General features: G+C 73.1%; 16 protein-coding genes. 4 read left to right on the top strand and 12 right to left on the bottom strand.

All coding sequences use genetic code 11. The features are described from left to right. Positions 1–37: 37 nt before the first annotated feature. Positions 38–847, top strand: a complete 810-nt coding sequence (locus G569_RS0121855) for a PfkB family carbohydrate kinase (protein WP_028065005.1) — start codon at positions 38–40, stop codon at positions 845–847. On the opposite strand, the gene G569_RS0121850 is transcribed toward G569_RS0121855, so the two are convergent. From G569_RS0121850 to G569_RS0121835, 4 genes are read right to left on the bottom strand one after another with little or no spacing between them, the layout of a single operon-like run. Then, positions 837–2,057 (bottom strand): SMP-30/gluconolactonase/LRE family protein, encoded by a 1,221-nt coding sequence (locus tag G569_RS0121850; RefSeq protein ID WP_028065004.1) that lies wholly within the window; start codon positions 2,055–2,057, stop codon positions 837–839. The genes G569_RS0121855 and G569_RS0121850 overlap by 11 nt on opposite strands. Next, positions 2,054–3,250 carry a TolB family protein gene (locus G569_RS0121845; RefSeq protein ID WP_028065003.1) on the bottom strand — a complete coding sequence of 399 codons (1,197 nt, stop codon included), beginning with the start codon at positions 3,248–3,250 and terminating at the stop codon, positions 2,054–2,056. Before G569_RS0121845 ends, G569_RS0121850 begins: the two co-directional genes overlap by 4 nt. A 52-nt stretch (positions 3,251–3,302) precedes the next feature. After that, entirely contained in the window at positions 3,303–4,451 is a 1,149-nt protein-coding gene (locus G569_RS50485; protein ID WP_053226779.1) for a glycosyltransferase, read from the bottom strand. A 58-nt stretch (positions 4,452–4,509) separates the two neighbouring features. After that, positions 4,510–4,722: a hypothetical protein gene (locus tag G569_RS0121835; protein WP_028065002.1), complete on the bottom strand. Its 213-nt coding sequence runs from the start codon at positions 4,720–4,722 to the stop codon at positions 4,510–4,512. Positions 4,723–4,829: 107 nt separating this feature from the next. Here G569_RS0121835 and G569_RS0121830 point away from each other — a divergent pair, with 107 nt between their 5' ends. After that, on the top strand, positions 4,830–5,270 hold the full coding sequence (locus tag G569_RS0121830) for a hypothetical protein (protein ID WP_028065001.1): 441 nt from the start codon (positions 4,830–4,832) through the stop codon (positions 5,268–5,270). Here G569_RS0121830 and G569_RS50480 read toward each other — a convergent pair. From G569_RS50480 to G569_RS0121790, 8 genes are all read right to left on the bottom strand, one after another. Continuing rightward, a complete protein-coding gene (locus tag G569_RS50480; RefSeq protein ID WP_053226778.1) occupies positions 5,249–8,116 on the bottom strand; it encodes an alpha-mannosidase in 2,868 nt (955 codons plus the stop codon). The genes G569_RS0121830 and G569_RS50480 overlap by 22 nt on opposite strands. 35 nt (positions 8,117–8,151) lie before the next feature. Further along, positions 8,152–8,466, bottom strand: a complete 315-nt coding sequence (locus tag G569_RS0121820) for a hypothetical protein (protein ID WP_028065000.1) — start codon at positions 8,464–8,466, stop codon at positions 8,152–8,154. A 40-nt stretch (positions 8,467–8,506) separates the two neighbouring features. Next, the gene (gene nudC, locus G569_RS50475; protein WP_037498178.1) at positions 8,507–9,517 is read right to left on the bottom strand and encodes an NAD(+) diphosphatase; all 1,011 of its coding nucleotides are present in this window, start codon (positions 9,515–9,517) and stop codon (positions 8,507–8,509) included. A gap of 144 nt (positions 9,518–9,661) precedes the next feature. Next, positions 9,662–9,865, bottom strand: a complete 204-nt coding sequence (locus tag G569_RS0121810) for a dodecin (protein WP_028064999.1) — start codon at positions 9,863–9,865, stop codon at positions 9,662–9,664. Continuing rightward, entirely contained in the window at positions 9,862–10,353 is a 492-nt protein-coding gene (locus tag G569_RS0121805) for a hypothetical protein (protein ID WP_028064998.1), read from the bottom strand. The genes G569_RS0121810 and G569_RS0121805 overlap by 4 nt, the downstream gene beginning before the upstream one ends. 136 nt (positions 10,354–10,489) lie before the next feature. Beyond that, on the bottom strand, positions 10,490–10,789 hold the full coding sequence (locus tag G569_RS50470; protein WP_064750416.1) for a co-chaperone GroES: 300 nt from the start codon (positions 10,787–10,789) through the stop codon (positions 10,490–10,492). An 8-nt stretch (positions 10,790–10,797) separates the two neighbouring features. Next, entirely contained in the window at positions 10,798–11,322 is a 525-nt protein-coding gene (locus G569_RS58615) for an acetoacetate decarboxylase family protein (protein WP_053226777.1), read from the bottom strand. Then, a complete protein-coding gene (locus G569_RS0121790) occupies positions 11,280–12,080 on the bottom strand; it encodes a hypothetical protein (protein ID WP_028064997.1) in 801 nt (266 codons plus the stop codon). Before G569_RS0121790 ends, G569_RS58615 begins: the two co-directional genes overlap by 43 nt. Positions 12,081–12,105: 25 nt before the next feature. Here G569_RS0121790 and G569_RS50460 point away from each other — a divergent pair, with 25 nt between their 5' ends. Beyond that, positions 12,106–12,891 carry an MBL fold metallo-hydrolase gene (locus tag G569_RS50460; protein WP_037498175.1) on the top strand — a complete coding sequence of 262 codons (786 nt, stop codon included), beginning with the start codon at positions 12,106–12,108 and terminating at the stop codon, positions 12,889–12,891. Positions 12,892–12,921: 30 nt separating this feature from the next. After that, a complete protein-coding gene (locus G569_RS0121780) occupies positions 12,922–13,269 on the top strand; it encodes a hypothetical protein (protein WP_028064996.1) in 348 nt (115 codons plus the stop codon). The last annotated feature ends 34 nt before the right edge of the window (positions 13,270–13,303 follow it).

Raw genomic sequence — 13,303 nt, 5'->3', positions numbered from 1 at the left:
GGGGACGAGCGGTTTCGGGCATTCCGAGGGTGCCGCGATGAGCCGGTTCGCCGTCGTCGGCCACGTCGAGTGGATCGAGTTCGGGCGCTTCACCCACGTGCCCGAGCCGGGCGAGATCATCGACGCGACCGCGTGGTTCTCCGAGGCGGCGGGCAGCGCCGCGGTGGCCGCCGTCCAGCTGGCCAAGCTGAGCGGCGACGTCGACTTCTTCACCGCGCTCGGCACCGACGAGCGCGGCCGCCGCTCGCAGGAGCGCCTGACCGAGCTCGGCGTGCGCGTCCACGCCGCGCCCCGCGACGCGATGCAGCGCTGGGGCTTCGTCCACCTCACCGACGACGGCGAGCGGACGATCTCGATCGTCGGCGAGCGCCTGGCACCGGAGGGCGCCGACGACCTCCCGTGGGACCGGCTCGACGGCGCCGCCGCGGTGTTCGTCTCCGGCGGCGACCACGCCGCGATGCGCCACGCCCGCCGCGCCGACCGGCTGATCGCGACGCCGCGCGCGATCGAGACCCTGCGCGGCATCCGGATCGACGCCCTCGTGGGCAGCGGCGAGGACCGGCTCGAGCAGGTCGACCCGGACGCCTACGACGTCGGCCTGGTCGTCACCACCGCGGGCTCGGAGGGCGGGACGTGGCGCGAGGGCGGACGCAGCGGCACGTTCGCGGCGGCGCCGCTCCCCGGCCCGCTGATGGACGCCTACGGCGCCGGCGACACGTTCGCCGCCGGCCTCACCTACGGGCTCGGCACCGACCGGAGCGTCGAGGACTCGCTCGCGTTCGCCGCCCGCGCCGGCGCGGCCAACCTGACCGGCCGCGGCCCGTACGCGGGCCAGCTCAGCAGGTGATCTCGCGCAGCGAGCCGAGGCGGGCCCAGCCCGCCGCGTGCAGCCAGCGGTCGAGCTCGTGGCCGAGCCGCTCCAGGACGGCCGTGTCGGCCGCCTCGCCGTACCGGCCGGCGATCGCCTCGTAGTCGCTCTGCACGCGAGCGAGGACGGTGGCGCGCGCCGCGTCGCGCCGCAGCGAGCGAGCGGCACGCAGGACGAGCCGGCGCAGCGCGCGGTCGCCGGCGCGGGTCGGCATCCCGTAGTGGACCGCGACCCGCCTCGGCCACGAGTGGCGCTGACCACGCGGCGCCGGAGCGGGGGCCGGCTCGACGTCGACGGCCAACGCGTGCCCGGCCGGCGCCCACGCGAAGCCGCGCAGCTCCCCGGCGCCCGGCGCGAGCACGACGCGCGGCGTCTCGCCGGGCGCGACCGCGTCGAGACCGCTCTGGGGATAGGCGCAGCGCGTGCGCGGGGTCGAGAAGCGATAGGCGAGGAACGTCCCGTCGCCGCTCCAGGCGATCTGCTCGGCGTTGTCGACCCCGATCCGCGGTCCGCCGTCCACCTCGATCCGACCGCGCTGGGCGATCGCGACCGCGCCGGTCGCGCTCCAGACCGCGACCTGCCCGTAGAAGGACGTCAGCCGCCGCCGCTCGAGCAGCTTGGCTCCCGGCACGGCCAGCCGCAGCACGTCCTTGCGCGTGACGACGAGCAGCGCGCTCCCGTCCGGCGCGAACGCCTGCGGCGAGATCGCTTCCACGCCCCTGCGCCGCGCGAGGACGGCACCGGTCGCGGTGTCGAAGACGATCAGCCGCGAATCCGCGGCCAACGGCTCCTCGGCGCTGAGCACGGCCACGCGCGCCCCGTCGCGCGACCAGGCGACCGGCGGCGGCTCACCCGCGTCGAGGGGCGATACGTCGTACCGTGCGGTCACGCGGCCGTCGGCCTCGTGCACCTCGCCGTCCGTCGCCCAGCGGCCGCCGGGCCCGATCGCCTCGGCGTCATCGAGGCCGGGGACGTGGCTCGCCGCGCCGTCCGCGACCGCCACGCGCAGGACCCGGCGCCCGCTCCGGATCCACAAGGCGGCGCCGTCGTCGCTCCAGCCGAGCAGTTCCTCCTCGCCCGCGGCCACGACGCGCTCCGTGCCGGCGACGGGGTCGACCACGTGGAGCTCCGCGGAGGCGGGCGCCGCAAAGAGCCCGACCAAGGCGACGGAGAGCAGCAGCGTCCTCAACACATGAACTCGTCGGCCGCCTCGACCGGTTCGAAACCTGCGGCGTACAGCCAGCGGTCGAGCTCGTTCCCGATCGCGTCGCGGACGACCGTGTCGTCCACGTCGTAGCGGTCCTGGATCGGCGCCATGTCGCGTCGCATGCGGGCGAGGACCGGCTCGCGCTCGGCGCCCGCCTTCAGCGATCGCGCCACCCGCTCAAGGACGCGCCGCACGGCCGCGTTCCCGCCGCGCCCGATCACCTCGTACTCGCTCGCGACCCGTTTCGGCCACGGATGCCGCTTGCCGCGAGTGTTGTCGCTGAAGTCCGGCTCGCGGTCGACGGCGAGCCGCCCGTCGGCGGCCCAGGCGAAGCCGCGCAGCCCGCGGCCGGACGGCTCGACCAGCGTCCGCGGCGACCCGCCGGGCGCGGCGACGGCCACGCCGAGCAGCGGGTCCGAGCACTCGCCCTGGCTGAACTGCGCTGCGTAGGCGAGCGTCCGCCCGTCCGGGCTCCACTGCGGCGGGAAGAAGAAGTCGGGGCGCGCCTTCACGCCCGCCGTACCGAGCACGGCGATGCTCCGCTCACGGGCGAGCGCGAGCTGCCCGAGCGGACTCCAGGCCACGTGGTCGGCGCGGCCGAGCCGCGTGACCGCGCCCGTCGCGAGGTCGTAGCGGACGACGCCACGCTCGTCGGCGTACGCGAGCGCCGCCGCGTCGGGTGAGAACGCCTGCGGGCTCAGCCGGGTGTCCTCGGCGCGCCGCTCCGCGATCACGGCGCCCGTCACCGCGTCGACGACCCGCAGCCGGCCGCCGCCGACGATCGCCACCCGCGCTCCGTCGGCAGACCACGCGACGTCCGGCTCGGAGAACGAGAACAGCGGCAGCGGGTACGTGCCGAGGACGCGCCCGTCGGGCGCGTGGAGCTCGAAGGCCTCCGCGGTCCGCCAGAGCGTCCGCCCCGCGGGGCCGATCTCAGCGGCGCCCTTGAGCTCCGGCGCCGGCCAGGTCGCGCCGGAGGTCGTCAGCCGCAGCCGATTGCCCGATCGCGCGATCTCGACGACGAACCCGTCCCCGACCGACCCCAGCAGCCGCACGTAGTCGTCGGCGACGAGCGTCGTCGCCGCGCCGGTCGCGGGGTCGATCAGCTGGATGTCGGCCCGCGCCGGAGCGGCGAGGAGCAGCGACGCCGTGAGGGCGAGCAGAGCGGTGCGCACACGCTCATTGTGCCCTCACACCGCAAACCCTAAAGGGGCCTGACCCCTTTATCTACGCCGCGAGCGGCAAACCCGCTTCGGCGATGTCCGCGAACAGGCCGACCGCGTGAGTGACGGACTCCAGCGCGGCGATCTCGCCCGCGACGGCGCGGGCGTTCTCGCCGTAGGACGGGTCGTCGAGCAGCGCGCGCACGGCCTCGGCGAGCTCGGAGACGCCGTCGAGCCGCAGCCCGGCGCCGACGTCGGCGACGCGCTGGGCGTTCTCGGGCTGGTCGGCGAACAGCGGGACGACCGCGAGCGGCAGGCCGGCGGCCATCGCGGCCAGGGTCGAGCCCGAGCCGCCGTGGCCGACCATCGCCGCGGCGTGCCCCATCACCGCGCTCTGCGGCACCCACGGCTCGACGTGCACGTTGCCAGGTACGTCACCGAGCCCGGCCGGGTCGACCTCCATGCCCACCGTCAGGAGCACCCGCACCGGCTGGTCGGCGAGGGCGTCGATCGCCCCGCGGTAGACGTCCGGGAAGTAGCCGTTGCCCGCCGCCGCGCTGCCGAAGGAGACGTAGACGAGCGGGGCGCTCGACCCGTCCCACCAGTCCGGGAGCGCCCGCGGCCGCGCGACCGGTGCCCGGAAGCGGCGCGTGCCCGGGAACTCGGGGACGCTTGGATCCTCGAGCGCGCGCGGGGCGAGCGTGAGGTACGGCGCGTGGGTGCGGCGACGCAGCGGGACCGCGAGCCCGAACTCCCGCCGCAGCCGGGCGAGCGGCGTGCGCAGGGGAACGTCGCGCGCCGCGAGGAAGCAGCCCACGTGCACGTCCGGCACGCCGATCGCCTCGGCCGCCAGGATCGATGCGAACTCGCACGTCTCGCGAACGATCACGTCCGGCAGCCAGTGATCGGCGAGCTGCAGCAGCTTCGGCAGCGCGGAGCGGGCGAACTCGCCGGCGAAGACCTCCTCGAACACGATCGCGTTCTGGTCGACCGTGCTCGGAGCTGCACGCACCCGCTCCCAGACCTCGTCCATGATCGCCTCGTCGGGCTCGTCGAGGGCCGCGAACGGCAGCCCCGCGCGCTTGACGTGGACGGCGGCCGACGGCGCCGTGGCGACGAGGACCTCGTGCCCGGCGGCGACACAGGCGTGGGCGAACGGCACCAGCGGGCCGACGTGCCCGGCGCCGCGTGTCGTGGCGAAAAGGATGCGCATATGGGGCGAAACGCAATCGCCCCGCCGCTCATTCCCCCGCGGGGCCCCCGACGGCCCCCTACAGGAACAACGCCAGCAGCGTGCTGAGGATGCCGGTCCCGAAGAAGATCAGGAACACGATCAGCCAGGGCGTCATCCCGCCCTTGGTGGGCCCGGAGCTGAGCGCGCCGAACCACGAGCCGATCCGGTTCGCGATGCCGGGCCCGGTGTCCCAGCGCTTAGTGTCCAGGTCCGCGCCGCAGATGGCGCACCCGGCGGCGAATGGGCTCACCGGCTCACGACAATTGGGGCATCGGCTGCGGTCAGGCATTGCCCACAAGGATGACGTGGATTCCGGCGCGACGGAACCCGACACTCGTCGAGTGCTAGACAGAGCGCGTGCTCATCACCTCGGAGTTCCTCACGGAGTATCGGCCGCCGGACCTGGGCGAGAACGCGAACTTCTTCGTCGTCGCCCGCACCGAGGGCTTCGGCGAGGACGAAGGCAACGGCGGGACCGCCCTCGGCGTGGGCTGGATCGAGGACCGCACGCGGGTCACCGACAGCGCCGTCCTCGCGGTCGCGTGGGCGTTGCTGCTGACCGGGGTCGCCGACGACGGCTCGAACCCGCTCCCGCTTGCCCGCATCCGCGCCTTCGCCGTCAACCCGCAGGAGCACGCGGACGCCGACCTCGACCAGCTCGAGGGCGAGCGGGTCGTGCTCTACGTCGAGTCCGACGGCGCGATCCTCGACGCGAGCGACGCCGAGTTCGCCGACTACGAGCGCCAGACCGGCGAGTGGAGCGAGATCGTGAAGATCTACACCGACGAGGACGAGTAGACGGTCACGATCTCCCAGGGCCGGAAGGGCAGCAGGAAGGCGTCGCGCTCGCGCTCGAGCGCCTCGCCGGGCTCCTCGAGGAGGTTCGCGCGGTGGGCGCAGATACCCGGTAGGCGTATACGGCATACCCCCCGGGCGCCGTGCGGCTCGTACAGGCGCAGGACGAGCGCGCCGGAGTCCTCCGCGCGTTTGACGGTGTCGAGGACGAGGCCTCCGCTGACGCCGACCAGCGATCCGGGGGAGAGGGAGCCGAAGCGGATCGGCGAGTTCAGCGCGATCGCCTCCTCGACGACGCCCGCGTCCTGCCAGGAGCCGGCATGGGGGAGGAGGGCGTATGTGAACGTGTGGAGGCCCTTGTCGGCCTCAGGGTCCGGTGACCGGGGCGCTCGCAGGAGCGAGATCCGCAGCGTGTCGCCGAACGCGGAATAGCCGTATTTCGAGTCGGTGAGGACGGCGACGCCGAACCCGTGCTCGGAGAGATCGGCCCAGCGGTGGCCGGGGACCTCGTAGCGGGCGAGGTCGGCGCGGGTCGAGTAGTGGGTCGGGCTGCGGACGGCGCCGAACGCGACCTCGTACGTCGCCTCGGGCGCGTGGACGGCCAGCGGGAACGCGACCTTGAGGAAGCGGTGGTCGAAGCGCCAGTCGACGTCGGTGACGAACTCCAGCCGCCGCGAGCCCGCGTCGAGCCGGATGGTCTGCGCGATCCAGCCGCGCTCGAAGACGACCTCGGCGCGCAGCGGGTGCTCGTTGAGCGCGGCGATCCCGGTCGCGGGCGGGACGTCCTCGCGGGTCTCGAGGTGCGCGGGGTCGACGTCCCACGCGTCCCACGCGGTGGGGAGGTCCTCGTAGAGCTCGAACCGGTTCGCGGGCGCGGAGAGGGCCTCGCGCCCGCCGGCGACGAGCGAGACGACCGTCCCGTCGGGGGCGATGACGGCGCGGAGGTGCTCGTTGGCCAGCTCGACCGAGCCGTCCGCGCGGCGTGTGACGCACACCGCCGCGGCGCGATCGCCCGCGGCTGCGCCGCCCACCGCCGCGCCGCCCACCGCCGCGACACTGGCCGCCGCCGCCATCTCGTCGCCCCTCGCCACGATCGCGCCCGCGCCGCACGGCGGCACGTCGACCACCACGAGCGCGCCGTCGTGCTCCACGACCTCTCGGCGCGCGAAGCCGCGCGTGTTGAACGGCACGTCGCCGCGCCCCAGGACGCGGGCGCTGATCGCGTCCGCACCCACCTCGACCGTCGCGAGGTCGGACACCGCGCGGGCGTTGACCTCGCGGATCGAGGACCCCGGCAGGATGTCGTGGAACTGGTTGAGCAGCAGGGTCTCCCACAGACCCGCCAGCTCCTCCCGCGGGTACTCGTCGCCCACCAGCGCCGCGAGCAGCTCCGCGTCATGCAGCGCGTTCTCGCAGCGCCGGTTGCCGCGCTTCAGCGCCGCTTGTGACGTGTAGGTGCCGCGGTGCAGCTCGAAGTAGAGCTCGCCGACGACGGTGCGCAGGTCGGTCGCGTCGTCTTCGAGCTGATCGAAGAACGCGACCGGAGAGCGGATCGCGCAGCGCGGGAGGCCGTGGATGTCGCGCGCCCGGCTCAAGCGCTCCAGCATCGCGTCGGTCGGTCCGCCGCCGCCGTCGCCGTGACCGAAGACGAGCAGCGAATGGCGCGAGCGACCGTGGTCCTTGTAGGCCGCGGACTCGCGCCAGAGCTCGGCGACCGTCGCCTCGGCGTTGTAGGTGTCGGCGGGCGGGAAGTGGGTCAGGACCTCGCTGCCGTCGAGCCCCTGCCAGGTGAACGTGTGGTGCTCGGGCTGGTTGAAGCGGTTCCACGACAGCTTCTGGGTCAGGAAGCGGCTGATCCCGGCCTCGCGCATCAGCTGCGGGAGCTGCGCGGTGTAGCCGAACACGTCCGGGTTCCAGAACTCCGTGCAGCGGCGCCCGAGCTCGCGCTCGAAGAAGCGCTGGCCGTAGAGGAACTGGCGCGCGAGCGACTCGCCCGAGGGCAGGTTGCAGTCCGGCTCGATCCACGTGCCGCCGACCGGGACCCAGCGGCCCGCGGCGACCGCGGCGCGCACCCGCGCGAAGAGGTCCGGGTCGCGGTCCCGCAGCCATGCATAGTGCTGCGCCTGCGAGTGGGCGAAGACGTGGTCCGGATAGTCGTCGAGCAGTCGCAGCTGCGCGGTGGTCGTGCGGATCAGCTTGCGGTAGGTCTCCTCGAGCGGCCACAGCCAGGCGGTATCGAGGTGGGCGTGGCCGATCGCCGACGTCCGATGCAGCGCGCCGGAGCGCCGCGCGAGCAGCGCGTCGAGGTGTCCGCGGTCGCCGTCGACCGTGAAGTCGTGCAGCCGCGCCAGCAACTCGCCCGCCCACTCGGGCTCGGCCACGGCCTCCAGCGCGAGCAGGAAGTCGAGGTCGTGGAAGGTGCGCCAGGCGGCGTCGTCGCGCGCCGCCGCGTGGCAGGCGCGCAGCTCGAAGCGCATCGCGAGCCCCTGGCCGGTCTCGCCGTAGCCGAACGGGTCATTGCAGGCCAGTTCGAGCTCGAAGACCTGCTCGCCCGCGGGCACGGGGACGGACATCCGCGCCTGCCGGGCGCCGGAGCTCAGCGCCTCGACGGGCCGGCCGTCCCGCCACAGTGTCGCCTCGCCACCGAAGTCGAGGAACAGCCACGCGTTCTCGGGCACGTGGCCGGACGCCCGCAGCCAGTAGGTCGCGAACAGCGGGCCGAGCCGCTCGCCCACCTCGACGGCCCGGTACGCACCCGGACCTTCGCCGCGCTCGACCGGGCCGGACAGCTCGAGCGTCAGCGGGACCGGCGCGCCGAAGACCGGCAGCCGAGCGGCGTGCTGAGCCACGCGTTCACGGGCGTACTCGCGATGCGGGAACAGTTTCAGCGGTGCCGCGTGCGAACCGGGGCGCGGTGCGGCGCGGTGCGACGGGTCGGGAGCGGCGTCGGACGGCGGTCGCCGCCGTGGTCGCGCCGGCGCGAATGCCACGGCTGGGACTCGGGCAGCGGCAGCCGCAGGCCGCCAGGCCCGCACGAGGGCTCTTCCGGCTCGTTCCCATCGCCCTTGCCGCGACGGAAGTCGTCCCCATCGTCGTCGTTGTCGTCACGCAGGCGGAAGAACCACACCAACCACACGACAAGAGCCCCGACGTCGAAGACGCGGAGGCCAACCATGAAGATCCACCCCTCCAGGCTCACTTCAGATGAAGCGTAAGCCAGGCAAGCGGGCTCTGCAACCTCAGTCCGTTAGCCACGCATCTATGAGGCGCCGAGCGATCGCCAGGCTGGGCGGAAGCCGCAGCGGACCGCCCGGATCGCCGGGCGTTCCCCAGTCGTCTCTGTCGTCCGCATGAGACGCCTCCTCGATCTCGGCGCGGTCGAACCAGCGCACGTCCTGGAGCTCGTCGTCGTGGATCGCCGGCTCGCCGCTGATGTACGGAGCGCTGAAGCCGAGCATCAGGCTGGCGGGAAACGGCCACGGCTGCGAAGCCATGTAGCGCGGCCGGCCGACGATCACGCCCGCCTCCTCGCGCACCTCGCGCGCGACGGCCTCCTCGAGCGACTCGCCCGGCTCGACGAACCCCGCGAGCGCCGAGTAGCGCCCGCTCGGCCAGCTCGCCTGGCGCCCCAGCATCAGCCGGTCGCCGTCGGTGACGAGCATGATCACGACGGGGTCGGTGCGCGGGTGGTGCTCGGCGCCGCAGTTCGGGCACACGCGGGTCAAGCCGGCCTCGACGATGTCGCTCTCATGACCACACGCCGCGCAGAAGCGGTGGCGGCGGTGCCAGTTGAGCAGCGCCGCCGCGTAGGCGGCGAGCCCGCCTTCCTGGAGACTCAGCCGGGCCGCGGCCTGCCGCAGCGGGATGCGGTCGCCGGACCCGTCCACGGGCGGCTCGCCCCGCACGCCGCCGGAGCCGACCATCGGGACGCGGCCGGTGCGCAGCGGATCCTCGTCGACGGCGAACAGCGGGCCGTCCGTGTCGATGCCGAGCAGGTAGGGGTAGGAATCCCTGCCTCGCCCGAGGTCCGCACGCCCGTCCGCGTTCGGCCCGGCGGGCTCGTCACCGCTTCGCTCGACCTCGGCGAGCGGGACGAGCTCCAGGTGGTCGCCCGCGATCCGCAGCCCGCGGTCCCCGGCCACGACGGCCCGAGCGCCCGGATGCGTCTGCTGGGCGGCGATCCACTCGGGGTCGCGGCGGCGGGAGTCGCCCGCGCGGTCCAGCGCGGCTCCAGTGAAGGCGTTGTCCACCCCCTGGACGTTACTCAGCGGACTCGTACGTGCCTCATGAGCAGGCGCCGTAGGCGACACGTCCCGCAAGGCGCGCCGGAACGCCCGGCGCGCTCACGCGGCGCGGGCCTGAGGTTGGGAGGCGCCCTACAGGGCGCCTCTCAGCTACTCCAGACGGAAGCCGATCTTGAGCGTGACCTGGTAGTAGACGGTGTCGCCGTCGAAGCCGCCGCGCGTGCCGATGACCTCGAACCAGTCGATGTGGCGGAGCGTCTGCTTCGCCTTGGCCAGCGCGGTGTCGATCGCCTGCTGGACGCCCTCCGTGGAGGAGCCGGTGATCTCCACCGACTTGTACACGTGATCGCTCATGACGGGCGGTGATACCAAGGCTCGCCGTTCAGTGCGTCCTCGAGCGCTCGATGGGCGTGGTTCATGACCGGCTCGCCGTGGGTGACCAGGGCGCGGTCGAAGTCGATCTCGAGCAGGTGCGCGAGCCGCGGGACGGCCGTTCTGCGGTACCAGGCGCGGCGCTCGTCGGTCGGCTCGCGCTGCATCCAGAAGCGCAGCCCGCCCTCGACGCCGACGAACCGATCGCCGAACGCGACCGCCCGCAGGCCCGGCAGCTCCAGCGGCGTCTCCTTGCTCGCCCTGATCGTGTGCCAGCGCAATCCCGCGTCCGGCTCGAAGGGGATGTCGTCCGGCAGCCGCTTCTGGACGTCCTCGTGCCCGCTGACCACGCCGCCGTACCGGCGCACGACCTCGGCGGCGTCGCGCACGTGGTACGTCAGCGTGATCGCGACCACGACGTCACCGTCGATGTACTCGCCCAGATCACGTGTATGGAGCGGGTCGATCACGATCGTCCGCCCGCCCTCGTGGGCGAGCTAGCAGCCGACCTCGGCGCCGAACTCGGTTCGCGGGTGCCACTCCGGGTGGCGCGCGGTCCAGTACCAGAGCCCAGGGGCGAGGCGTCTCACGTGGAGACGGGCTCCTTCACCTCTTCGAGCACGCCGAGCAGCTCGCCGACGCGGCACATAGCAGGCGCTCCTCGTCGACCTCCACCCACGCGCCCGCGGACGCGGGGAAGACCACGTGGTCGCCGGGCTTGACCGGCATCGCGATGTTCGCGCCCTCCCACCAGTCCAGGCCGGGGCCGACGTCGAGCACGATCCCGTGCTGCGGCGGCGGCTCGTGGGTCCCGGCGGGGACGAGCAGGCCGGATTGGCGGATGCGGTCCGGCTCGAGCTCCTTGACGACGACGCGATCGAAGAGGGGGCGAAGGTGGTTGCGCATGGTCTGCGCTAGAGCCTAGGAGCAGGCATCGTCAGCGCGAGATCGTCGCCCGCCAAGGCGGGGCGGGTGCCGGACAGACCCAGGTGGGCGAACGGGCTCGTCGGCGGGACGTCGAGCGTGACCAGCGCGGGCGCGGCCTTGATCCGCGCGCGGCCGAGCGTCGCGCCGGCGTCGGAGACGATCGGCGCGGGGATCACCAGCGGGATGACGCCGGGGCGCCTCCGGATGCTCGCGCTGAGCAGCGTCGTCTCCTGCCGCGCCACGAAGTGCGTCCGCGTGTACTCGAAGGTCGCGAGCTCCTTCGGCAGGCCCCAGATCTCGTGCCCGCCGCTGAGCGACTGCTCGTCGTCGACGTAGATGTGGCTGACGACCATCCCGCGCGCGGTCGCGTGCGAGAAGACGATCAGCTCGCGGTAGACGAGCGTGCCCGACGTGTAGTTGGCGAGCATCACCCCGCCCAGCGAGCGCCCGACGCGCGCCGGGACGATGATCAGCTCGCCGAAGAGATGCCAGGGCGGCGGCGGGTGAGCCATGGGCGGACCTCGACGATGATCAGGGCTGCGGCGATCGGCACGGTGGCCGGGAGCGTATTGATCGAGTCCAGCAGGAAGAGCAAGTCCCACAGCGCCGCCAGCACGAACACGAGGATCGCGACCGGCCACTGCTTGCGACCCTCGGTGGCGAGTACCCCGCCGAGCACGCCGGCGACGAACACGTCTCCATAACCCATCGACGCGTAGTGCAGATCGAGGTACTGCAGCTGGGGGAGGCCGGGCGCGGGGACGGCGGCGTTCAGGACCGCGTTCGGGCCCTGGAGCTGGTTGCCGAAGACGAGGATCGCGTCGATCACCGCGAACGCGACGATCGCGAGCTTGAGATAGGTCACCGGCACGCCACCCGCCAACAGGCGGCCGAGCGTGGCGGCCGAGAGCGCCGTGCAGGCCGCCGCGGCCGCGTCGCCGGCGAGCGTGCCGGTCTCGACCCAGGCGAACACGAACAGCGCGGCGGCGATCAGCCCCATCCACGGCCGGGCGCCGTGGATCGCCCACGAGAGCGCGAGCACCGCGCCGGGCGGGATCAGGATGAGCGCGACCCACGTCAGGCCGTCGGCGAGCTGCGGGAAGATCGCGATCCCGGCCACGACGCCCGCGATCGAGACCGGCAGGATCAGCGCCCAGCCGCGGCTCCGGAGCCGGTCAAGCCACGGCGGGATGCCCGCGCCCGTGAGGGCGACGAGCAGCGCCTGGAAGGCGAGGAGGATGCTGTTGGCCTCGATGAACTGACGTGACACAGCTCCACCGTGACACGATTGCGCCGTGTCGCTACCGATCTGCGTGACCTGTGGGGTCCAGTACGCCGCCGAGCGGGAGGATTGCCCGATCTGCGACGACCCCCGCCAATACGTGGGGCTCGACGGCCAGCAATGGACGACGCTGCACGAGCTGCGCGGGGGACATAAGAACCTGATCCGCGACGAGGGGGAGCTCGTCGGGATCGGCACGGAGCCGAAGTTCGCGATCGGGCAGCGCGCGCTGCTCGTTCCGCACTCGGACGGCAACATCCTGTGGGACTGCGTGACGCTGCTCGAGGCCGAGACCGAGCGCGAGGTCGAGTCGCGCGGCGGCCTGCACGCGATCGCGATCTCGCACCCGCACTACTACTCGGCCATGGTCGAGTGGGCGCACGCGTTCGACTGCCCGGTCTGGCTGCATGAGGACGACCGCGAGTGGGTCATGCGCGACGACCCGAAGCTCCATTTCTGGTCGGGTCCGACGTATGACCTCGGTGACGGGATGACGCTCGTCCGCTGCGGCGGGCACTTCGCGGGCGGAACCGTGCTGCACCGCGGGAACGACCTGCTCACCGGCGACATCGTCCAGGTCATCCCGGACCGCGGCTGGGTCTCCTTCATGTACAGCTTCCCGAACTTCATCCCGTTGCCCGAGGCCGAGATCCGCTCGATCGAAGCCGCGCTGGAGCCCTTCGACTACGAGACGATCTACGGTGCCTGGTGGGGCACCGTGATCCCAGCGGACGGGAAGGCCATCGTGAAGCGCTCAGCGCAGCGCTACATAGATGCGCTCAACGGACAACTGCCATAGATCGCCGCAAGAAAGGGTAAGAATTCCGCCATGGCCGTACTGGAGCTCGTGACCTCGCGCCCCGACTGGATGGGTGCCTTGACCGTCGCCTTGACGCGCCCGCAAGGCGTTCCCGAGCGCCGCGCCGGCGACAATCCCTGGGAGCCGGGCGCCGGCCGTGCCGAGCGTCCGCGCCGCATCTCCGACGACCTCGCCTGGCTGCGCCAGGCCTTCGACGAGCCCGAGCAGCACGGCCTGAGCAGCATGGAGGACACCGCCGCCGTCGCCGCCTGGGAGACCGACGTCGAAGCCCAGGAGCGGCTGACGCGGCTGCGCGACCGCAAGGTCCTCGACGCGGCCGGTTTCCTCCTGCATGAGGAAGAGCGCATCGCGGTCTGAAGCGGGGGGTCCGGGGGGCGGCAACCCCCCGGTG

Origin of the sequence: Solirubrobacter soli DSM 22325 (genome assembly GCF_000423665.1) — a bacterium.
GTDB lineage: Bacteria > Actinomycetota > Thermoleophilia > Solirubrobacterales > Solirubrobacteraceae > Solirubrobacter > Solirubrobacter soli.
The sequence above is the reverse complement of the archived record's forward strand: the minus strand, read 5'-3'. Positions and strand labels throughout refer to the sequence as shown.

Coding starts and splice junctions, on each gene's coding strand:
- G569_RS0121780 (WP_028064996.1), top strand. CDS start 12,922: ATGGCCGTACTGGAGCTCGTGACCTCGCGCCCCGACTGGATGGGTGCC.
- G569_RS58615 (WP_053226777.1), bottom strand. CDS start 11,322: ATGGCTCACCCGCCGCCGCCCTGGCATCTCTTCGGCGAGCTGATCATC.
- G569_RS50485 (WP_053226779.1), bottom strand. CDS start 4,451: ATGCGCATCCTTTTCGCCACGACACGCGGCGCCGGGCACGTCGGCCCG.
- G569_RS0121855 (WP_028065005.1), top strand. CDS start 38: ATGAGCCGGTTCGCCGTCGTCGGCCACGTCGAGTGGATCGAGTTCGGG.
- G569_RS50470 (WP_064750416.1), bottom strand. CDS start 10,789: ATGCGCAACCACCTTCGCCCCCTCTTCGATCGCGTCGTCGTCAAGGAG.
- G569_RS0121810 (WP_028064999.1), bottom strand. CDS start 9,865: ATGAGCGATCACGTGTACAAGTCGGTGGAGATCACCGGCTCCTCCACG.